Below are 20,891 nucleotides of genomic sequence, written 5' to 3'. Positions count from 1 at the left end.
ATGACTAATGGCATGCGCACTATAGTGAAGTTGAGCATAGTGTTGACTCCACGATAGCCCGGCCTGCCGCCATGACCGACCTCGACAACCATCTGCGGAAGTTCCAGAAGGAGCTGAGTGCCGGGACCGTGTCGCTGGCCCTGCTGGCCGTCCTGGCCGCCGCCGAGGAGCCGATGTACGGCTACCAGATCGCCAAGCGGCTGGAGCGCTTCGGCGAGGGCGTGCTCAGCGGCAAGCAGAGCGCGCTGTACCCGGTGCTGCGCAACCTCGGCGCCTCCGGCCTGCTCGACAGCCACACCGAGCCGTCCGACTCCGGTCCGCCGCGCCGCTACTACCGCATCACCGGCGCCGGCCGCGCCGTGCTCGATGAATGGACCGCCGCCTGGCGCGCCACCCGCGATTCCGTCGATTCCGTCCTTGAAGGACCCACGCCATGAACGCCTTCCAACCCGGCCAGGTACGGTTGCCGGCCACGATCCCCGAATACCTGGAGCAGCTGCGGCGTTCGTTGGCCGGTGCTGATCCGGCGCTGGTGCAGGACGCGCTGTACGACGCCGAGGAGTACCTGCGCTCCGAACTGGCCGAGAACCCGGGCCGGAGCGAGGCCGAGGTGATCGCGGCGGTCGCCGGCAGCTACGGCGCGCCGGACGAGGTCGCCGACATCTATCGCGACACCGAGGTGAAGGTGCAGACGGCGCTGCGGCCGCCGGCACCGCCGCCGCGCAAGTCTGCGCTCGGCCGCTTCTTCGGCGTGATCGCCGAACCGCGCACCTATGCGTCGCTGTTCTACATGCTGCTGGCGCTGGCGACGGGCATCTTCTACTTCACCTGGGTGGTCACCGGCATCTCGCTGTCGCTGGGCCTGGCAGTGCTGATCATCGGCATCCCGTTCCTGATCCTGTATTTCGGATCGGTGCGCATCCTGTCGCTGGTGGAAGGGCGCATCGTCGAGGTCATGCTGGGTGAGCGCATGCCGCGCCGGCCGCTGTACAGCACGCGCGGACGGCCGTGGATGGAGCGGATCAAGGAGCTGTTCACCGATCCGCGAATCTGGGGCACGCAGCTGTACTTCCTGCTGATGCTGCCGCTGGGCATCCTGTACTTCACGATCGTGGTCACCGGTCTGTCGGTGTCGCTGTCGCTGATCGCGGCGCCGTTCGCGTTGCTGTTCGGCTTCGGCAGCCACTGGTTCATCGACGACAATCTGGTCCTGGACGTCGATGCGTGGGCGTGGCCGCTGGCGATGCTCGCGGGTGTGGTGCTGCTGTTCCTGACGCTGCACCTGGCACGCGCCATCGGCATGCTGCACGGGCAGCTGGCCAAGCACATGCTGGTGAAGACGGCGCAGTACGACTGAGCCTGTGATTGACCATCCGTCGGTCATCCCGCCTTCGCGGGGATGACGAAGCCGAAAAAAAGCCCCGCTTCGAGCGGGGCTTTTCGTATCAGGCGCCGGGTCCGGCGTGGCGCGCGATGAAGTCGCGCACCTGCGGGTATACCTGCGTGCGCCAGCGGCGGCCGCTGAAGATGCCGTAGTGGCCGGCACCGGCGACGGTGAGGTGCTCGCGATTCGTCTCGGCGATGCCGCTGCAAAGCTTGTGCGCGGCGCGGGTCTGGCCCTGGCCGGAAATATCGTCGAGTTCGCCCTCGATGGTCAGCAGCGCGGTGCCGGTGATCTTCGACGGGTCCACGCGCTGGCCACGCACGTCCCACAGTCCGCGCGGCAGCAGGTGCTCCTGGAACACGATGCGCACCGTGTCGAGGTAGTACTCGGCCGGCATGTCGAGCACGGCGTTGTACTCGTCGTAGAAGCGGCGGTGCGCCTGCGCGTCCTCCAGATCGCCCTTGAGCAGATCTTCGTAGAAGTCCCAGTGCGACTGGAAATGGCGCTCGGGATTCATCGCCACGAACCCGCCGTGCTGCAGGAAACCGGGATACACGTGGCGGCCATGGCCCGGGTAGTTGACCGGGACGGGATGGATCAGGTTGTTCTCGAACCACCACAGCGGTTCGCGCGTGGCGAGGTCGTTGACCTGCGTCGGGTTCTCGCGCGTGTCGATCGGGCCGCCCATCATCACCAGCGAGCGCGGCGTGGTTTCGCCGTTGGACGCCATCAGCGACACCGCCGCCAGCACAGGCACGGTCGGCTGGCACACGCTGATGACGTGCAGCGATTCGGCGCCGATCAGGCGGATGAACTCCTGCACGTAGGCGATGTAGTCGTCGAGCGAGAAGCCGCCTTCGCTGGCGGGCACCATGCGCGCGTCGACCCAGTCGGTGATGTAGACCTTGTGGTCGCGCAGCAGCGTGCGCACGGTGTCGCGCAGCAGCGTGGAGTGGTGTCCCGACAGCGGTGCGACGACCAGCACCGGCGGGTCATCCTTCAGGTCCTTCAGGTTGCCGGCGTCGTCGGCGTAGCGCTTGAAGCGCAGCAGCCGGCAGAACGGCTTGCGCAGCATCTCGCGCTCGACCACCGGGTAGGCGGTGCCTTCGATGTCGATCGAGTGGATGCCGAACTCGGGCTTCTCGTAGTCCTTGCCGATGCGGTAGAGCAGTTCGTAACCGGCGGCGACGCGGGTGGCACCGGGCAGGCCGGACATCCAGCTGCCGGAAGCCGAGAACATGCGGGCGCCGGCCTCGGCCCAGTAGGTGACCGGGGCCATCCAGGCGCGGCCGAGTTCATGCATCTGGTAGAGCATCGTCGGATTCCGTGGTTCGGCCCGGGCCGGGCCGTTGCTGCAGCGCAGCATAGCGGATCAACCCGTCTGCCGGGTGAACCGGCCGGGCCGGTCAGGCCGGGCGTTCGAGGGCGGCGGTGTCGTCCTGATGCACCGGGGACAGCCACAGGTGCGAGCCCAGTGGCATCAGACCGACGGACTGCAGGCGCTGGCGGTAGAACTTCGCCGGGCGCCGCTTGAAGCCGTGCGTGTCGCCGTCGATGCCGTCCTCGCGGGTGAAGGTCTCGAGGAACGCGACCCCGTGGCACAGCTCGGCCAGTGCCGGCAGGCCGCGGTCGAGTTCGCGCGTATCGAGGTAGTGCATGACGTCGCTGCACACCAGCAGGTCCACTGGCGCGCACGGGCGCAGGTACTCGAAGTCGCCGAACTGCGCGAAGTGCAGGTTGCGCTTGCGGCCGTATCGCTCGATCGCGTATTGGCTGCTGTCGAAGCCGAGGTAGCTCAGCTTCGGCCGCAGCTTCAGCAAAGGCGCGCGCCACGCGCCTTCGCCGCAGCCGATGTCGAGCACGGAGCGGATCGGGCGTTCGAGGTGGTATTCGGCGGTGGCGACGGCCATGGCGACCTTGCGCGCCAGACGCGCCGTGCCGCCGATGGCGTGCTCCTTCAGTGCGGGATCGCGATACCACCGTTCGAAGTAGGCCTGGTCGTAGTGCTTGGTCATGGTGCGAGTGTGCCGGAAGTGGATGGCCGCATCGTCGCGGCGCCGTGCCATGCTATCGCGCCACGACAACCGCCCTGCATTCCAAGGATCGCCATGACCGCCTATTTCTGGATCAAGACCGCCCACGTCGTCTTCGTCATGGCGTGGATGGGTGGCGTGTTCTACCTGCCGCGGATCCTGGTGAACCTCGCCGAAGCCGGCGACGAGCCCGCGGTGCGCGCGCGCCTGGTGCTGATGGGGCGCCGCCTCTATCGCTTCGGCCACATGATGTTCGGCTTCGCTTTCGCGATGGGCCTGGTGCTGTGGCTGGGATACCGCGTGTTCCCGGATTTCCCGACGATGGTCGCGCCGGGCACCGGCTGGTTGCACGCCAAGCTCGCGCTGGTGGCGGTGATGCTGGCGTACTACATCGTCAGCGGCCGCTGGCTGAAAGGCGTGGATGCGGGCCGCGCGCTGCCGTCGTCGAAGGCGCTGCGCTGGTTCAACGAACTGCCGGTGTTCCTGCTGGTCGCGGTGGTCTACCTGGTGCTGGCCAAGCCGTTCTGATCAGGCACGCGGCGAGGGCTGAGCGGCGTCGTTCGCCTCCCGGAGTTCAGCCCAGCCCGTCCATCCTTCGACTCCGCTTCGCTACGCTCAGGACGAACGGCGGGGGTAGCCTGGTCCATCCAGGAGCATCCGTCGCTGTTCGCTGTTCGCTGTTCGCTGTTCGCTGTTCGCTGTTCGCTGTTCGCTGTTCGCTGCAGCGAGTGAGCGCAGTCCAATCGAAAGGTACGACCTTCTTTCACCGTTCGCCCTGAGCGTAGGCGCCTGCGCCGGAGTCGAAGGGTGAAGCGGGTTGTTTCAAGCCCGTCCATCCTTCGATTCCGCTTCGCTACGCTCAGGGCGAACGGAGTAGCAATTCGTGCGCAGGTTCAACGCGCCTGCGAGCGGAACTTCGCCGGATCCGGCAGCGTGACCGGCACGCCGTTGCCATCGCAGTCGCCCGCGTCGCACAGTTGCGCGCGCAATGTCGGCATCGCCTGCAGCAAGAAGTGGAAGATCGCGTTCTGCTCGACGCTGCCACGCACCGCCTGGCTGCCCGGGCCGCGCGCCCAGATACCGACGTCGTCGCCGCCGTGGGATTCGTTGGCGGTCGGCACCAGCGCTTCCTGCAGGTAGTCCGGATCCTGCGTATCGACGTGGGTCAGGTCCGGGCGTCCCGTCGAGGGTTCATAGTGGCCGCCGGGCTCGTGCAGGAACCGCTTCGGGCCTGCTTTCTGCTGCGCGCTCGCGCCGGTGTAGCCGGGGCCGTTGCTATAGCTGAGCGTGGTGTAGGGCAGGCCGGTCGCGTCGCGCGCGTAGTGCGATTCGCTGTCGCCTTCCTCGCCGCTGCGCCCGCGCACCTTGTCGAGGATCGGATTGCCGCGCACCGGATAGCCGACGAAGCTCAGCGTGTGCGCGTGGTCGGCGGTGACGAGGATCAGCGTGTCGTCGGCCGAAGTGGCGTCGATGGCGGCCTGCACCGCTTCGCTCAGCGCGATCGTGTCGGTGAGCGCGCGATAGGCATTGCCGAAGTGGTGGGCGTGGTCGATGCGGCCGCCTTCGACCAGCAGCACGAAGCCCTGCGGATTGCCTTGCAGTCGCGAGATCGCGGCGCGCGTCATCTGCGCCAGTGTCGGCTCACCGCCGCGGTCGCTGGGCTGGTCGTGCGAGAACTGCATGTGGCCGGGCTCGAACAGCGCCAGCAGCGGCTTGCCAGCCGGTGCCGCTTCCAACTGCTTCGCGTTCCACACGTAGGTGCCGTCGGGATGGCGCTGCTTCCATTCCGCGACCAGGTCGCGACCGTCGAGACGCTTGCCGACCTTGTCGTCGTACTCCGGGTCGCGCTGCTGTGCCGGCATGAAGTTGCCGCGGCCGCCGCCCATCAGCACATCGGGGCCGGTGCCGAATGGCGATTCCACGATCTGCCGGGCGATGTCGAGGCAGCCGGCGGCCTTGGCCGCGGCCGGCATCTCGGCATCGCTTTCCCAGTTGCGGTCGGCGGAATGGCTGAACGTCGCGCCCGGCGTCGCGTGCGTCACACGCGTGGTGGTCACCACGCCGGTAGCGAAGCCGCGGCTGGCGGCCAGCTCCCACAGCGACAGCACCGGTGCGGCCTGGGCCTGCGCGCAGTCGCCGCGTGCGGCTTGCTGGCCGATGCTCAGCACGCCCATCCGCGTCTTCACGCCGGTGGCCATCGCGCTCATCGTGCCGGCCGAGTCGGGCGTCTGCGAGTCGGTGTTGTAGGTGCGGCTCAGCGCGGTGGCGGGGAACTTCTCCCAGCTCAGCCGGTTTTCCTCACCCGGCTGGCCCTTGCGCTGGCCGTCGAGGATGCGAGCCGCCGCGACGGTGGTCAGGCTCATGCCATCGCCGACGAACAGGATCACGTTCTTCGCGCGGCCCGACATCGCGCCGCGTGCGGCCGCCTGTGCGGCGCCGTCGCGGAACCACCACTCCGGGGTCTCACCGGCGGGGCGCGGTATCGCCGGAACCTCGACCACGAATGCCCCATCGGATGCGGCCGTGGTGGCAGCGGGGGTGTGAGGGACCGACGTGCAGGCGGCAGCCAGCAGGGTGACGGCGAGGGCGGAGGCGGAGGGCAGGCGCGACATCTTCAAGTCTTGGCAACAGGCAGGGCGCGATTATGCCCGCCCCCCGTGCAGCAAATGGGACACCGGCGTTGCACTGGCGGGCTCGCCGGGGCGTCCGGGCTCGGATATGGTGCAAACCGGCAATCCATGTAAAGCGTTGGGGTATCGATGAAGGTGGTTTCGGCCTGGTTGGGCATCCCGTTCTGGCAGCGCGTGCTGGCTGGCTTCGTGCTCGGCGCGCTCGCCGGCTGGGCGTTCGGCCCTTCCGCGGAGACCTGGTTCGGACCTCTCGGCGATGTCTACGTCAACCTGATCAAGATGATCGCGATCCCGCTGGTGTTCTTCGCGGTGATCAATGCGGTCAGCTCCCTGCATGGGCAGAAGTCGATCGCCGCGCTCGGCGGCCGCACGTTCCTGTGGTTTGCGATCACCGCGGTACTGGCGGTGTGCGTTGGCCTGGTCGTCGGGCTGATCGTCAAGCCGGGTGCGGGCGTCAACATCAGCACGCTGCAGGTGGCCTCGGACTACACACCGAAGCAGGTGCCGGGCCCGCTGGACGTGCTGTTCAACATCGTTCCGCAGAATCCGTTCCGTGCGCTCGCGGCGATGAGTGCCGGCAAAACCGCGGACGGCCAGAACATCATCGTGCCCAGCAACAGCACGGTGTTGCAGGTGATCTTCTTCGCCGGCCTGATCGGCTTCGCCTTCGTCAAACTGGGCGAGAAGACGGCCAACCTGCGCCGGCTCGCCGGCGAGGCCAGCGAGACGATGATCCAGGTGACCCGCTTCGTGCTGGAGTTCACGCCACTCGGCACGTTCGGCCTGATCGCCGGGCTGGTCGGCGCCTACGGTTTCGACAAGCTGCTGCCGCTGGGCAACTTCGTCTTCGCCCTGTACCTGGCGTGCGCGCTGCACATCGTGGTCGTCTACAGCGGCCTGCTGCTGGTGCACGGACTCAATCCGCTGAAGTTCTTCCGCGGCGCGGCGCCCGCGATGCAGGTGGGCTTCGTCGCTTCCAGCAGCTTCGCCGCGATGCCGGTGGCGCTGCGCAGCGTGACCCACAACCACGGTGTCGACCGCGACTACGCCGCCTTCGCGGTGCCGCTGGCGGCCAGCATCAAGATGGACGGTTGCGGCGCGATCTATCCGGCGCTGGCGGCGGTATTCATCGCCCAGTACACCGGCATCGACCTGTCGTGGTCGCAGTACCTGATCATCGTGCTGGCGTCGGTGCTGGGCAGCTTCGGCACCGCCGGCGTGCCGGGCACCGCGGTCATCATGGCCACGGTCGTGCTGAGCGCGGCCGGACTGCCATTGGAGGCGATCGCCTATCTCTACGCGATCGACCGCATCCTCGACATGATGCGCACGATGACCAACGTCACCGGGCAGATGCTCGTGCCCGTCATCGTCGCCAAGGAAACCGGCATGCTCGACCGCGAGCTGTACGAATCGGCGTCGAGCAACCTGGGCATTGCCGAAGGCGAAAAGGCCGAAGTGCGGATCAAGGACCTGGGCTGAGTGAGCGGTCCTGCGGCCAACGTGATCGAACTGGTCGAGCACTTCCCTGGCGTAGAGGATTACTGCCGCCTGCGCGTCGAAGCCGGCATGTCGTCGCGCAGTCGCGAGGCCGCCGAGCGCGGCCTGAGCAATACGCTCTACGGGGTGAGCCTGCTGCACAACGACCACGTGATCGGCATGGGCCGCATCGTCGGGGACGGTGGCTGCTTCTTCCTGGTGGTCGACATCGCCGTGGCGCCGCCCCATCAGGGCCGCGGCCTAGGCAAGCGCATCATGACCGCACTCGACGCCTGGCTGCGCGCGAACGCGCCGGTATCGTCGGTGGTGTCGCTGGTCGCCGATGGCGATGCGAAGCACCTGTATGCCAAGTACGGCTTTGTCGAGAGCGCGCCGCATGCGGTCAACATGGAGTACCGCGTCAAGGCGCCGCCACGCGATTGATGCCTCGGGCCATCGCGTCAGGTCGCCACTGGTGCCTCACACCCGCGATGCGCTACACCCGCGAATAGGCCCAGGACACCATGCGCCCGTCGCGATACGGCATCACGCCGTGGAAGGCGCGCGGGTCGTCGTCGAACACCAGCGGCAGGAAGTTGCGGTCGCCCTCCCACATCGGCAGTTCGTCGAGGCGTTCGATAGGAACCCACTCAAGCGTGCCCTCCGGATTGCTCGCGAACGGCGTGCCGGAGAAGCGGGTGATGATGAAGACGAAACCCAGCCAGTCCTCGCCGTGCTTGCCGAAGCCGGGCCAGCTGATCGTGCCGCGCAGCTTCATTTCCTCGCAGTCGATGCCCGCCTCTTCATGGATCTCGCGGCGCATGCCGGCGACGACGTCTTCATGCGCTTCGAGCTTGCCGCCCAGGCCGTTGTACTTGCCGAGCTGGTGATCCTCGGGCCTCGCGTTGCGGTGGACCATCAGCACTTCGCGTCCGTCGGGCGAAAGCACGTAGCCAAGCGTGGCGACGATGGGCGTGTACGGCATCAGCGGCGACTCCCGGTCTGGGCCGCGCGCTGTTTCGCCAGCTGCGCATCGAAATTGCGTTCGGACTGGTCGGCGTACGCGGCGCAGGTCGTGGGCGTCTTGTGTGGGGCCTTGGTGTCCGACGGGGTCCAGCCGCTCGCCGACGGATGCGGTGTCAGCAGGAGATCGCAGGGCAGGGCGCGCACGGCGGCGAAGCCGCGGCGGTAGTCATCGACGATGTGCGGATAACGCGGGTTGCCGATGAGCTGGTAATCCGGCGCGCTGAGGCTGTCGGCGTAGGCGATGCGCAGCGGCCGGCCATCGCGCGTGTCGGTCCACGTCCAGCTCATGCTGCCGGGCGTGTGGGCCGGCGTGTAGTGCACGGTGAAGGCGACGCCGCCGAGTTCGACCACTTCGCCGTCCATCACCAGGCGGTCGACGCGGGGGACCGGGAACACCATGCCGTCGCCGTTATGCAGGTCGCCGCTGCCACCTCGCGCCAGCAGCACCGCCGATTCGGCATTGCTGACCAGTTGCGCACCGGTCGCGCGCTGCACCGCGGCGAGCGGGCCGGCGTGGTCGATGTGGGCGTGGCTGTGCAGGATCAGGCGCAGGTCGGATGGCGCGACGCCGAGCTCGCGCATGCGCTTGAGCAGCATGTCCGCGGCCTGCGGCATGCCGCCGTCGATCAGCACGGCGCCGGCATCGGTCTTCACCAGCACGGCAGTGAGGCCGTCGGTGCCGATGTACCAGCTGCGGTCGCCGAGCTTGAAGGGCGTGACCGGCTGGCGCCAGCCGTCGGGCGACTGGTAGGCCTGCAAGGGAGGCAGGACGGGTTCTGCGGCGGGAGCGGAGGCGGCAACGGTCAGCAGCAGGGCTGCAATAGAGGCGATTCGCATGTTCGGCGAATGAGGGGGGAGAAGGCGCGAATCACAGTGTCGGCGATTTGCTGCGATGCGGCCAGCGTGCCGATCAGGAGTGACATCCGGCCGTGACTTCTGGCCGGTATGGTGGAGGCGAAGCCGGGATACGGTCCGCGTTGGGCCGGGCGTCCGGCAGACCATCGCATCAGCCAAGGGAGGCAGACATGCGTAGACGGTATCTCCTTGCGGTATTGCTGGCGGGACTGGCGTTCACCTCGGCGGCCCCGGCCGCGGACAAGGATCGCTGGAACCTGCCCGTGTCGGTGAAGAAGCTCGACAACGGACTCACCGTCGTCGTCTCGGAGGACCACAGTTCGCCGACGGTCGGCGTCAGCGTGGTCTACCACGTCGGCATGCGCCTGGAGCCGAAGAACCGCACCGGCTTCGCCCACCTGTTCGAGCACCTGATGTTCGAAGGCACGCCCAATGCGAAGGAAGGCGTGTTCGACCGCGTGATCACCGGCGGTGGCGGCCGCAACAACGGTTCCACGCGCGCCGACTTCACCAACTACATCGAAGTCGCGCCCGCGTCGGCGATCGAGCCGATCCTGTGGCTCGAAGCCGACCGCATGAAGACGCTGGACTTCAACCCGGCCACGCTGAAGAACCAGCAGGACGTGGTGAAGGAGGAGATCCGCGTCAACGTGAAGAACCAGCCCTACGGCGGCTTCATGTGGATCGACATCGGCCAGCAGGCCTTCCAGAAGTGGGAGAACAACCACGACGGCTACGGCAGCTTCCAGGACCTGGAGAACGCCAGCCTCGACGACGTGGCTGCTTTCCACCGCGATTACTACGGCCCCAACAACGCCGTGCTCGGCATCGCCGGCGACATCAAGCCGGAGCAGGCGTTCGCGCTGGCCGAGAAGTACTTCGGCAAGATCGCGTCGCGCCCGACGCCGGCCGCGCCCGACTACAGCGAAGGCCTCAACACGCAGGAGAAGCGCATCACCCAGAGCGATGCGCTTGCGCAGGTGCCTGCGATCGCGGCGGCCTGGAAGATGCCCGACCGTGGCAGCAAGGACCAGGCGCCGATGGCGGTGCTCGGCGAACTGCTCGCCGGCGGCGATGCGTCGCGTTTCTACCAGGGCATAGTGAAGGGACGCGAGCTCGCGCTGAATGTCGAGTCGCTGTACGGCCTGACCGACCCGTGGACCTACGACGGCCCGACGCTGTTCACGGTGTTCGCGCTGTACAAGCCCAACAGCAGCGCAGACGCGATGCTGACGGCGATGGACGAGGAGATCGCGAAGGTGGCGAAGGATGGCGTAGACGCCGCCACGCTCCAGCGCACCAAGACCCGCATGCTGGCCAACTGGTACAACGACCTGGAAAGCATCCTCGGCCGAGCCGACACGCTGGCCAAGCTGCAGACGCTGTGGGGCGATGCGAACGTGGTCAACAAGATCCCCGGCTGGATCGAAGGCGTGACCTCCGCCGACGTGCAGCGCGTGGCGAAGACCTACCTCACCCAGGCCAACCGCACCGTCATCGACCGCAAGCCTGCGGCGATGATGGCCCCGGCCGCGCCCGCCGCATCGTCGAAGTAAGGAGACTGCGACCATGACGACCCAGAACAAGATTTCCCGTTCCCCGGCCGCAGTGCGGACGCTGCTGGCGCTGGCCGTGTCCCTCGCCTGTGCCGGTGCCGCGATGGCTGGCCCAAACGCACCGCTGCCCAAGGACCTGCCGCCGTACGCCGCTGACAAGCCGCTGCCGGTGGCCGACATCGCGCAGAAGACGCTCGCCAACGGCATGACCGTGTGGGTGGTGCCGCGCGAAGGCTTGCCGCGCGTGGACTACGTGCTGGCGATGCGCGGCGCCGGTTACGCCGTCGACGCGCCGAATGCGCCGGCCTTCGCCAGCATGCTGGCCGGCCTGCTCAGCGAGGGCACCGCCAAGCGCGATTCCAAGGCCATCGCGGAAACGGCGCAGGGCTTCGGTGGCAGCGTCGGTGCGGGCGCCAGCAGCGACGGCATCAGCGTGTTCGGCAACGCGTTGGCATCGCAGGCGCAGGGCATGCTCGGCCTGCTCGCCGAAGTGGCGCGTCAGCCGTCGTTCCCCGACAACGAAGTGAAGCTGGCCCAGGCCAACGCATTGCAGGCGCTGAAGGCTGCCGAGGCGCAGCCCGGTTTCAAGGCCGAGCGCGCGCTGTCGAAGGCGGTGTACGGCGATCATCCGTATGCGCGCACGCAGCCGACCGAGGGAGCGATCATGGCGGTCACGCCGCAGCAGTTCCGCGACGCGCATGCGCAGCGCTTCCGTCCCGACCACGCGTTGCTGGTGATCGCCGGACGCATCGATCCAGCGCAGGCCTTCAAGCTGGCCGAAGCTGCATTCGGTGACTGGAAGGGCACGGGCACGGCCGCGGCGGAAACGCCGAAGGCGGCCGCGCAGGCAACCCCGAGCCATGTGCTGGTGGAGCGTCCGGGCAGCGTGCAGTCGGCGGTGCGCCTGGGGCGTCCGGCGATCGCCGCGACCAATCCTGACTACGTGCCGCTGCAACTGGCCAACACCGTGCTGGGTGGCGGCTTCAGCAGTCGCCTGATGCAGAACCTGCGCGAGGACAAGGGCTACACCTACGGCGCACGCTCGCAGGTCAGCGCGTTGCGCGAGGGCGGCCGCATCGCCGCCAGCGCCGACGTGCGCAACGAGGTCACGGGCGCAGCGCTGAAAGAGTTCATCGGCGAGTACGAGCGCCTCGGCAACGAGCCGGTGCCGGCGCAGGAGCTGGAAGACACCAAGCGCTACGTCGCCGGTGGCTACCTGATTACCAACCAGTTGCAGGGCGCGGTCGCAACCACGCTAGCCAACAACTGGCTGGTCGGCCTGCCCGCTGACTTCCTCGGCCAGTACGTGCCGAAGATCCGCGCGGTGGACGCCGCGCAGGTGCAGGCGATGGCGAAGAAGTACTACGCGCCGAAGGACCAGTCGATCGTCGTGGTCGGTGACAGCAAGGCGGTGTCGGACCAGCTCAAGGCCTACGGCGAGTTCCGTCAGGATCCCTGATCCTTCCAGTACCGTCCGCATGTGACAGGGCCGCCCGCGAGGGCGGCCTTTGTCGTTGTGTAGCGTTGGCTGGAATCAAGCCGAGCCGCGAAGTAGCTTCGGCTTGAATGCATTGTTGGGGCGCAAGCTCTCGTAAGGCCGCTGGCTGACACACCTAGTCGGCTATGACTTTGAACTGGATAAAGTCTTCTTTTTCGTTGGTGACATAGTCCACCGAATACTCAATTTCTACTTCTACATCGGCTGTGAGCTTGGGCATGGAGAACCGGGCCTTTCCCGACCAGGACTCAACACTCGTATTGCCTATGTAGCCTACGATTCGCTGGCCCTGTAGGCAGCTTACCGTCCGGTTGATGTTGACCTCCATAAACTCGGTTGACGAGTTTTCGATCAGCCACTGACAAAACTGCTCTGCGGCCGCGTCGCCATCAACGTGTTCGCATTTCTTGTAGTGATCGACCATCCAAGTGCCGCCGCGAACCAGACGGACAGTTTTGGATTGGCCGGGTTGGACGCTTTGGGCCAAGGCATCGAGCTTGTCACACACACGAGCATCTGAGGTTGGTGGTTTGGTTGTGCACGAAGCCGCAAGCATGCACCCAAGGAGAAGTGCCACAACGCGAATGGTCGGCATAGGTTGCTCCAAGGCCTGACACCCGACTGCGTGGTTCACACCCGCGGCAGCGTGCTGCGCCGATACACCAGCCTCACCGCCAGCAGCGCGACCGGAATCGGCAGCAGCAGGCCGAGGATGCTCAGCCAGCCCGGGTGCGGGACCTTGATGATCATGCCGACGACGCCCGACATCACCACCAGCGAGACCATCAGCGCCGCCGCGGTCTGGTGGCGGGCGATCTTCGCGGCCACCAGGCTTCCCACGAACGTGCCGCTCACCCAGGCCAGCAGCAGCATGACCTTGCCGCCGAACGGCATGTTCGCGACGAACTGTGCGAAGGCGGCCTCGTTGGCCGGGTCCATCGGATCCAGGCCTGCCGGCGGCGGATAGAAGTGGTGGCCGAGCATCTCTATCGCCATGATCACCAGCACGGCCACCACCACGCCGGCCAGCATTCCCAGGATCGTGCGTCCCATCGCTCCACTCCCTAGCGCCATGGGTTGCGAGCATCCGGCTTGATGCTCGCAACCGCAAGTCTCGCGGCGTCATGATGTCGGCCTCGATCAGGCTCAGCGCCGTGGTCGAATCCCACCCCCATGGAGTCCGGCATGTCTGCTTCCGTTCCGCGCCTGCTCGCCTTCGCCGGCAGCCTGCGACAAGGTTCCTTCAACCGCCGATTGATCCACGTCCTGGCCGAAGGCGCGCGCAATGCTGGCGCCGAGGTCACGCTGGTCGAACTGCGCGACTATCCGCTGCCGGTCTACTACGGCGACATCGAGGCGGCCGGCATGCCTGAAGCGGTGCGCCAGTTGCAGCGGCTGATGGGCGAGCACGATGGCCTGCTGATCAGCACGCCGGAGTACAACGGTTCGATGCCGGCGCTGGTGAAGAACACGCTGGACTGGATTTCGCGGCCGACCGCCGAGGGCGGCTCCGGTGTGGGCCTGTTCCAGGACAAGGTGGCGGGCATCGTGTCGGCGTCGCCCGGTCCGCTCGGCGGGCTGCGTTCACTACTGGTGCTGCGCGATGCGCTGGCCAAGCTCGGGCTGCTCGTGGTGCCGCAGCAGGTCGCGGTCGGGCAGGCGTCCGACAAGTTGCCCGATTACGGCGTACTGGCGGACGATCGGCAGAAGACCCAGGTGCACGGCGTCGGCGCCGCCGTCGTCCGCCACCTGACACGCGCGGGAGCGACGACATGATCGGGCAGCAGCGTGAATTGAACCTGCGGTTCCTGGCCCAGCCGACCGACGTCAATTACGGCGGCAAGGTCCACGGCGGCATGGTGATGAAGTGGATCGACCAGGCCGGCTATGCGGCGGCGGTCGGCTGGAGCGGCAAGTACAGCGTGACGGTCGCCGTCGGCGGCATCCGCTTCGTCGCGCCGATCCGCATCTCCGACCTCGTCACCGTGCACACCAAGCTGGTCTACACGGGCACCAGCAGCATGCATTTCACCATCGACGTGAAGGCGCGCGATCCGATGGGCGGCGAGGACCGGCTGTGCACGCACTGCGTGATCGTGTTCGTCGCCATGGACGAGGTCGAGGGCAAGCCGACACCGGTGCCCGCATGGAAGCCGGAAAGCGATGACGATCGCCGCCTGGCCGATTACGCGGTGAAGGTGATGGAGCTGAGCAAGGGCATCGAGGAAACGGTCGAGCGCCTGGCCGCGGTCAACGCCGGCGTGGTTTGACGCGCGTGCTCTGGCGCCGGAACGAAGAAGGCCGCCCCGGGGGCGGCCTTCAGGAATCAGGATGAGTGCGGCTCAGATGCCGTCGACGCGGCGCGCCTGCATGAACTTGGCGCTCCAGTAGCCGGTCTCGAGGCTGGACACCTGCACGTCCTTGCCGCGGCTCGGGGCATGCACGAAGCGGCCTTCGCCGACATAGATGCCGACATGGTCGACGCGGCCTCGGCGGCCGAAGAACACCAGGTCGCCGGCGGCCAGCTTGGCCTTGTCGGTGACGAGCTCGCCGGTCTTGGCCATCTCGCGCGAGACGCGCGGCAGCTCGATGCCGAGGGCGTTGCGGAAGACGTAGCCGACCAGGCCGCTGCAGTCGAAGCCCTTGTTCGGGTCGGTGCCGCCCCAGCGGTACGGTGTGCCCAGCAGGGCCAGCGCCCGCTGCATCACCGTCTGGATACGGCCCTGTTCGGCGGCCGGGAGGCTCTCGCCTTCGGTCGTCGAGCTGGGCAGCAGCAGGCGGTTGAGGTCCGTGGCCAGGAGCAGCGCGCGATCGGAGAAGGTCATGGCCTCCGGCAGCGAGTTGCGGGTCACCGGGGCAGGAGCGTCAGCGGAATCGCCTGCGAGCGAGGAGCTGGGCGTGATCTGCTGGGCCAGCGCCGGAACGGCGACAGCACCCAGCAGGACGGAAAGCAGAACACGACGGATGGCCCGCGTCGGGCGGGATACGGCAGAGAGGCCAGAGCGGGGCGGGGTGATCGTCACGCGGTCATCACAATCTCGTCGGTCCGAGGGATCATGCCCGTCCGAGCCTCAAAAGGGGTTCAGATTTCGTTAAATCCTCGTTAAGAAGCGTGACTCGCGGCCAGAATCGTGCCATCCGGATCAACGGATGACCCGTTTAGCTCCGCTGTAATGGTCCCGCCAATAGGGGCCGTCCAGGCGGTCCAGCCGGACCGTACCCCCGGTGCTCGGGGCATGGACGAAACGGCCTTCGCCCACATAGATGCCGACGTGGGTGACAGTCCCGGACTGGCTGAAGAACACCAGGTCCGCGGCAGCCAGGCGGTAGGGGTCGATGCGCGGCCCCTGGAATCCGGCCAGGTCCCGCGATGTCCGGGGCAGGCGCAGGGCCACCATGTCCCGGAAGACGTAATTGACCAGGCCGCTGCAGTCGAACCCGCCCTCGGGCGTGTTGCCGCCGTACCGGTAAGACGTGCCGACCAGGCTGATCGCCCGCATCAGGACCGCGTTGGCCGCGGCCGGGTCCTCAGGCTGGACCACCGGCCACTCGCGGCCCGGCGGCGCCGAGCGGACCGCCTCGCGGCCGCCGCCGCAACCGGCGAGGGAGGCCGCGGCGAGCAGGGCGAGGCCCATCGCGGCGATGAGGCCGCGCGCTGGCGTGGTGGCAGGCTTGCCGGGATAATGGGCGGTCTTCGTCGCGGTCATGGGCTCCAGCCTGGCCGTTCGATCGCGGCAACCGCCGCATCTTTTCCTCATCTTGCTGCCCTGGGCGGCAATCAGTCGAGTCCCGCAATGAAAATCGAGAATGATCGCGTCGTCCGCTTCCACTACACCGTTTCCGAGCAGGGCCAGGAGCCGCTGGAAACCTCGGAAGGCCGCGAGCCGCTCGCGATCCTGATCGGCCACGGCAACATCATCCCGGGCCTGGAGAAGGCGATGGAAGGCCGCGAGGCCGGCGAGAAGTTCGAGGTCGACGTCGCTGCCGCCGATGCTTACGGCGTGCGCCAGGAAGGCCTGACCCAGCGCGTTCCGAAGAAGTACTTCAAGGACGCGCGCCTCGTGCCGGGCATGCAGGCCGTGCTGCCGACCAACTTCGGTCCGCGCGCCGTGACGATCGAGAAGGTCGGCATGAGCGTGGTCGACGTCGACCTGAACCACCCGATGGCCGGTAAGGACCTGCACTTCGCCGTCGAGATCGTCGACGTGCGCGAAGCCACGCCGGAAGAGATCGAGCACAAGCACGTGCACGGCGACGGTGGCCACCACCACTGAGGCCTGCCTCGACGCGTTCCAGACAACGGCCCGGTTTCGGGCCGTTGTCGTTTCTGGAGCAGTGACAACCGGCACGCCGACGACGGGGCGCAGTCGTGTTGTACTCGGCGGCGTTCCCGGGGAGTCTGCATGTCCACCACCACCGATGACGTCCTGGCGCCGGTCGCGCCGGGCGAACGGATTCACACGCTCGATGCGCTGCGCGGCTTCGCGTTGCTCGGCATCGCGCTGGTCAACGTCGAGTTCTTCACCCGTCCGCTGCAGGACATCGATGCCGCGGGCATAGACCCGAACACACGCGGGCTCGATTACCTGGCCGAGTGGCTCACGTACTTCTTCGTCCAGGGCAAGTTCTGGACGATGTTCGCGCTGCTGTTCGGCATGGGCTTCACGGTGATGATCGAGCGCGCCCGTCGCGCCGGCCGCCCGTTCGTGCCGGCCTACCTGCGGCGCAGCCTCGCGTTGCTCGGCATCGGCGCGGTGCACACCGTGCTGATCTGGTCGGGCGACATCCTCGTCAGCTATGCCGTGGCTGCGCTGCTGTTGCTGCTGGCCCGGCAGGTGCGGCGTGCGTGGCGGCGTCGGGTGGCGCGCAATGAGCCCGCACCCATGAGCGCCTCGCGCATGGGCGGCTGGGGCGCTGCGCTGTACGGACTGCCACTGGTGGTGATCCTGATGGCCGGCATGTTCGATTCGCCGCCGGCGTCGCCGGGCCAGGCGACGGCGCCGACGCACGCCCAGGCCGAGCAGGCGCAGCGCAGCGCCGAGAAGGCCATCCAGCGCACGAACGCGGTGCAGGCCTACAGCCAGGGCACGTACGCCGACGCCGTCGACCAGCGCATCGTCGACACGACCTGGCAGATGGGCACGCTGCCGATCGCGTCGTTCTGGATCCTCGGTCTGTTCCTGATCGGCGGCGCGTTGCTGCGCAGCGGCGTGATGGCGAATCCAGGCGCGCATGACCGCGCGCTGCGGTGGACGCGAAACTTCGGCCTGCCGCTCGGGTTCGCCACGATGGCGGTCAGTACCTGGCTTGGCACGGCAGCGCCGGACGAGCAACTGAGCCTGCGCGAAGCCGTGCAGGTGGTCCTGTTCCTCGTCGCTTCGCTGGTGCTCGCGCTGGCCTACGGAGCGACGCTGATGCTGGCACTCTCCGGCTCCATGGGGCGGCGCCTGCAGGGCTGGTTCGCGCCGGCGGGCCGGATGGCGCTGAGCAACTACCTGATGCAGTCGGTGATCGGCACGCTGGTCTTCTATCACTACGGCCTGGGGCTGTGGGGGCAGGTCGGGCGGGCTTGGCAGGTCATCGGAGTCGTGGCGGTGTTCGCGCTGCAGGTGCTGGCCAGCCGCTGGTGGCTGGCGCGCTTCCGTTACGGACCGGCGGAATGGGCCTGGCGCTGCATCACCTACTGGCACGTTGTGCCGATCCGCGCCTGACCGATGCTGTGCCGGCCTTGGCGGGCGCTGCTCGAACCGGCTTTCCACCTTTTAAACTGTCGGAATGGACCAACACGACGATGTACTGATCGCCGGTGCCGGCGTCATCGGCCTGGCCAGCGCGCTGGCATTGATCGAATCCGGGCGCCGTGTCCGCGTGATCGACGCGGGCCGCGTCGGCAGCGGCAGTTCGCACGGCAATTGCGGCACGATCACGCCGAGCCATGCGCCACCGCTGGCCGCGCCCGGCACGGTATTGAAAGCGCTGAAATGGATGCTGACGGCGGACGCGCCTCTGTACATCCCGCCGCGTTTCGATCCGGCGCTGTGGCGCTGGCTGATGCGATTCGCGCATCGCTGCAACACCCGCGACTGGCGCACCAGCGCCGTGGCCAAGTCGGCGCTGCTCAACGACTCACGTGCGCGCCTGGCCGATTGGGTAACCGGCTACGGCCTCGCCTGCGAGTTCGTCGAGAGCGGCGAGGATTACGTCTTCCGCGATCCGCGTCTGTTCGAGCACGGCCATCGCGAACTCGGCTTGCTGCGCGAGCTGGGCGTGTCGGTCGAGGTGATCGACGGCCCGCGTTACGAAACGCTCGAGCCCGCATTGAAGCCTGGAGTCGCCGGGGCGATCCGCTTCGACGGCGATGCCGCGCTGCGTCCCGATCGCTATGTCGACGAACTGGCGCGCGTCGTGCGCGAGAAGGGCGGTACCATCGTCGAACAGTGCGCGTTGCAGGGCGTCGAGCACGGCCGCGACGGCGTGCGCGTGCGCACGGCGCAGGGCGAGCGGCGTGCGCGTGACGTCGTGCTGGCGATGGGCGCCTGGTCGCCGCGTCTGGCCGATGCGGTCGGACTCCCGTTCCTGAAGCAGGCCATGCAGCCCGGCAAGGGTTACTCGATCACCTACTCCTCGCCGAGCCTCGTGCCGAAGCGGCCGCTGATGCTGCGCGATCGTTCGGTCTGCGTGACGGCGTGGGGCAGCGGTTTCCGCCTGGGCAGCACGATGGAGTTCTCCGGCTTCGACGACACACTGAATGCGCGCCGGCTAGGTGCGCTCGAACGCGGTGCACGCGAGTACCTGCACGAGCCGTTCGGCGCCGAACGCCAGGAGCAGTGGTACGGCTGGCGCCCGATGAGCTGCGACGACATTCCGATCATCGGAGGCGTGCCGGGCCGCGACGGGCTGTGGCTGGCCACCGGACACGGCATGATGGGCGTCGGGATGAGCACCGGCACCGGTCAGCTCGTCGCCGACCTGATCGCCGGGCGTGCGCCCGCGGTCGATCCCACGCCGTACCGGATGGAGCGCTTCACATGAGCCAGCCCGCCGCCTGCGACGCATCGAACGAAGATTTCGATCTGATCGTCATCGGCGGCGGCTCCGGCGGACTGGCCGGGGCATTCCGCGCCGCCGAACATGGCGCGCGAGTGGCACTGCTGGAACCGCATCTGTTCGGCGGCACCTGCGTCAACGTCGGCTGCGTGCCGAAAAAGGCGATGTGGCTGGCGGCCGAGGTCGGCAACCGGCTCAAGCTGGCGCCGACACTGGGCTTCGCAGTGCCCGAGGCCAGGCTGGACTGGAAGACCTTCCTGGTCCATCGCCAGCGCTACATCAGCAACATCCACGACAGCTACCGGCGGCGCCTGGATGCAGCCGGCATCGTCACCATCGCGAGCCACGGAAGACTGCTCGACGAGCGCACCGTGCTGTGCGGCGAAGGCATGCCGCTGAGAGCGCGCCACGTCCTGATCGCCACCGGCGGACATCCGGTCAAACCGCAGGTGCCGGGAGCCGAACTCGGCGGCACTTCCGACGACTTTTTCACGTGGTGCGGAGCGCCGCCGCGCGTGGCGATCGTCGGTGGTGGCTACATCGCGGTCGAACTGGCGGGCGTGCTGCAGGCGCTGGGCAGTCGCGTCGAGATCTTCGCGCGCGGGCCTCGCCTGCTGGCCGGATTCGACACCGAAGTGACCGATCAGCTGGTCGAGGACTACCGGCAGGCGGGCGTGCACCTGCAGTTCGACTACAAGCTTGGACGCGTGCAATCGGCCGACGGCGGTGTACGCCTGTGCGATGTCGACGGCGTCATCGGCGAGCGCTTCGACGCGTTGCTGTTCGCCACCGGGCGCCGTCCCAATACGACGAATCTCGGGCTGGAGGCCGCGGGCGTCGCGCTCGACGCCGACGGCCACGTGCTTGTCGACGAACTGCACGCAACCAGCGTCGAGGGCATCCATGCGGTCGGCGACGTCACGCCGAACCTGGCACTGACGCCGCTCGCCATCGCCGCGGCGCGTCGCCTGATGGACCGGTTGTTCGGTGGCCGCGACACTCGCCTGGACCAGGACAACGTGCCGACGGTGGTGTTCTCGCATCCGCCACTGGGCAAGGTCGGACTCACCGAAGAAGAAGCCAGGCAGCGCCACGGCGACGACGTGCACGTCTATCGCGCCGGCTTCCGGCCGATGCTGTATGCGCTCGCTGACGTGCCGCAGCGCAGTCTCTTCAAGCTCGTATGCGTCGGCGATGCCCGCCGCGTCGTCGGCATCCACCTGATGGGCGAGGCCGTCGACGAGATCCTGCAGGGCTTTGCGGTCGCGATGAAGCGCGGCATCACCCTCGAAGACCTCCGCGACACGGTCGCGATCCATCCCACCAGTGCCGAGGAAGTGGTGCTGATGCGATGAGCATCGCCTTCCCGCATTTCATCGATAC

22 protein-coding genes are annotated in these 20,891 nt (G+C 67.6%); 13 read left to right on the top strand and 9 right to left on the bottom strand.

Going from position 1 to position 20,891, the window contains the following annotated elements:
• Positions 1-71: 71 nt before the first annotated feature.
• Entirely contained in the window at positions 72-437 is a 366-nt protein-coding gene (locus tag IU514_RS07045) for a PadR family transcriptional regulator (RefSeq protein WP_194930369.1), read from the top strand.
• On the top strand, positions 434-1,357 hold the full coding sequence (locus IU514_RS07040; protein ID WP_194930368.1) for a sensor domain-containing protein: 924 nt from the start codon (positions 434-436) through the stop codon (positions 1,355-1,357). The genes IU514_RS07045 and IU514_RS07040 overlap by 4 nt, the downstream gene beginning before the upstream one ends.
• An 88-nt stretch (positions 1,358-1,445) precedes the next feature.
• Here IU514_RS07040 and IU514_RS07035 read toward each other — a convergent pair whose 3' ends face one another.
• Complete coding sequence (locus IU514_RS07035) at positions 1,446-2,699, bottom strand: polyhydroxyalkanoate depolymerase (protein ID WP_194930367.1); 1,254 nt, start codon at positions 2,697-2,699, stop codon at positions 1,446-1,448.
• Between the two features lie 91 nt (positions 2,700-2,790).
• Positions 2,791-3,399: a class I SAM-dependent DNA methyltransferase gene (locus IU514_RS07030; RefSeq protein ID WP_194930366.1), complete on the bottom strand. Its 609-nt coding sequence runs from the start codon at positions 3,397-3,399 to the stop codon at positions 2,791-2,793.
• Between the two features lie 93 nt (positions 3,400-3,492).
• On the opposite strand from IU514_RS07030, the gene IU514_RS07025 reads away from it, so the two are divergent.
• The gene (locus tag IU514_RS07025) at positions 3,493-3,945 is read left to right on the top strand and encodes a CopD family protein (RefSeq protein ID WP_194930365.1); all 453 of its coding nucleotides are present in this window, start codon (positions 3,493-3,495) and stop codon (positions 3,943-3,945) included.
• Between the two features lie 365 nt (positions 3,946-4,310).
• Here IU514_RS07025 and IU514_RS07020 read toward each other — a convergent pair whose 3' ends face one another.
• The gene (locus tag IU514_RS07020) at positions 4,311-6,029 is read right to left on the bottom strand and encodes an alkaline phosphatase (RefSeq protein WP_194930364.1); all 1,719 of its coding nucleotides are present in this window, start codon (positions 6,027-6,029) and stop codon (positions 4,311-4,313) included.
• A 147-nt stretch (positions 6,030-6,176) separates the two neighbouring features.
• Between IU514_RS07020 and IU514_RS07015 the strand changes: the two genes are divergently transcribed.
• Both IU514_RS07015 and IU514_RS07010 read left to right on the top strand, forming a co-directional pair.
• A complete protein-coding gene (locus IU514_RS07015; protein ID WP_194930363.1) occupies positions 6,177-7,529 on the top strand; it encodes a dicarboxylate/amino acid:cation symporter in 1,353 nt (450 codons plus the stop codon).
• A gap of 87 nt (positions 7,530-7,616) precedes the next feature.
• Positions 7,617-7,970 carry a GNAT family N-acetyltransferase gene (locus tag IU514_RS07010; protein WP_194930489.1) on the top strand — a complete coding sequence of 118 codons (354 nt, stop codon included), beginning with the start codon at positions 7,617-7,619 and terminating at the stop codon, positions 7,968-7,970.
• 52 nt (positions 7,971-8,022) lie between these two features.
• Here IU514_RS07010 and IU514_RS07005 read toward each other — a convergent pair whose 3' ends face one another.
• Positions 8,023-8,511, bottom strand: coding sequence for an NUDIX hydrolase (locus IU514_RS07005; protein WP_194930362.1), 489 nt, complete (start codon positions 8,509-8,511; stop codon positions 8,023-8,025).
• Entirely contained in the window at positions 8,511-9,389 is an 879-nt protein-coding gene (gene bla / locus IU514_RS07000; protein ID WP_194930361.1) for a subclass B3 metallo-beta-lactamase, read from the bottom strand. Before bla ends, IU514_RS07005 begins: the two co-directional genes overlap by 1 nt.
• A 188-nt stretch (positions 9,390-9,577) precedes the next feature.
• Here bla and IU514_RS06995 point away from each other — a divergent pair, with 188 nt between their 5' ends.
• Positions 9,578-10,963 carry a M16 family metallopeptidase gene (locus IU514_RS06995; RefSeq protein WP_194930360.1) on the top strand — a complete coding sequence of 462 codons (1,386 nt, stop codon included), beginning with the start codon at positions 9,578-9,580 and terminating at the stop codon, positions 10,961-10,963.
• A 13-nt stretch (positions 10,964-10,976) separates the two neighbouring features.
• Positions 10,977-12,422 (top strand): M16 family metallopeptidase, encoded by a 1,446-nt coding sequence (locus IU514_RS06990; RefSeq protein ID WP_194930359.1) that lies wholly within the window; start codon positions 10,977-10,979, stop codon positions 12,420-12,422.
• Positions 12,423-12,576: 154 nt separating this feature from the next.
• Here IU514_RS06990 and IU514_RS06985 read toward each other — a convergent pair whose 3' ends face one another.
• Positions 12,577-13,056 (bottom strand): hypothetical protein, encoded by a 480-nt coding sequence (locus IU514_RS06985; protein ID WP_194930358.1) that lies wholly within the window; start codon positions 13,054-13,056, stop codon positions 12,577-12,579.
• Between the two features lie 35 nt (positions 13,057-13,091).
• On the bottom strand, positions 13,092-13,514 hold the full coding sequence (locus IU514_RS06980; RefSeq protein WP_194930357.1) for a hypothetical protein: 423 nt from the start codon (positions 13,512-13,514) through the stop codon (positions 13,092-13,094).
• Between the two features lie 132 nt (positions 13,515-13,646).
• Here IU514_RS06980 and IU514_RS06975 point away from each other — a divergent pair, with 132 nt between their 5' ends.
• Together IU514_RS06975 and IU514_RS06970 are read left to right on the top strand one after the other, a co-directional pair.
• Positions 13,647-14,237 carry an NADPH-dependent FMN reductase gene (locus IU514_RS06975; protein ID WP_194930356.1) on the top strand — a complete coding sequence of 197 codons (591 nt, stop codon included), beginning with the start codon at positions 13,647-13,649 and terminating at the stop codon, positions 14,235-14,237.
• The gene (locus tag IU514_RS06970) at positions 14,234-14,731 is read left to right on the top strand and encodes an acyl-CoA thioesterase (protein ID WP_194930355.1); all 498 of its coding nucleotides are present in this window, start codon (positions 14,234-14,236) and stop codon (positions 14,729-14,731) included. Before IU514_RS06975 ends, IU514_RS06970 begins: the two co-directional genes overlap by 4 nt.
• A 72-nt stretch (positions 14,732-14,803) precedes the next feature.
• On the opposite strand, the gene IU514_RS06965 is transcribed toward IU514_RS06970, so the two are convergent.
• Both IU514_RS06965 and IU514_RS06960 read right to left on the bottom strand, forming a co-directional pair.
• The gene (locus IU514_RS06965) at positions 14,804-15,478 is read right to left on the bottom strand and encodes a C40 family peptidase (protein WP_324187795.1); all 675 of its coding nucleotides are present in this window, start codon (positions 15,476-15,478) and stop codon (positions 14,804-14,806) included.
• 126 nt (positions 15,479-15,604) lie between these two features.
• The gene (locus IU514_RS06960) at positions 15,605-16,168 is read right to left on the bottom strand and encodes a C40 family peptidase (protein ID WP_194930353.1); all 564 of its coding nucleotides are present in this window, start codon (positions 16,166-16,168) and stop codon (positions 15,605-15,607) included.
• Positions 16,169-16,255: 87 nt separating this feature from the next.
• On the opposite strand from IU514_RS06960, the gene IU514_RS06955 reads away from it, so the two are divergent.
• The 4 genes from IU514_RS06955 to gorA all read left to right on the top strand — a co-directional run bounded on the left by IU514_RS06955 (position 16,256) and on the right by gorA (position 20,863).
• Complete coding sequence (locus IU514_RS06955) at positions 16,256-16,735, top strand: FKBP-type peptidyl-prolyl cis-trans isomerase (protein WP_194930352.1); 480 nt, start codon at positions 16,256-16,258, stop codon at positions 16,733-16,735.
• A 129-nt stretch (positions 16,736-16,864) separates the two neighbouring features.
• On the top strand, positions 16,865-18,172 hold the full coding sequence (locus tag IU514_RS06950; RefSeq protein WP_194930351.1) for a DUF418 domain-containing protein: 1,308 nt from the start codon (positions 16,865-16,867) through the stop codon (positions 18,170-18,172).
• A gap of 64 nt (positions 18,173-18,236) precedes the next feature.
• A complete protein-coding gene (locus IU514_RS06945; protein ID WP_194930350.1) occupies positions 18,237-19,493 on the top strand; it encodes an NAD(P)/FAD-dependent oxidoreductase in 1,257 nt (418 codons plus the stop codon).
• Entirely contained in the window at positions 19,490-20,863 is a 1,374-nt protein-coding gene (gorA, locus tag IU514_RS06940; RefSeq protein ID WP_194930349.1) for a glutathione-disulfide reductase, read from the top strand. Before IU514_RS06945 ends, gorA begins: the two co-directional genes overlap by 4 nt.
• Positions 20,864-20,891: the final 28 nt, after the last annotated feature.

Source organism: Lysobacter niastensis (assembly GCF_015453285.1).
Classification (GTDB): domain Bacteria; phylum Pseudomonadota; class Gammaproteobacteria; order Xanthomonadales; family Xanthomonadaceae; genus Lysobacter_J; species Lysobacter_J niastensis.
This window is presented reverse-complemented; position numbering and strand designations above follow the sequence as displayed.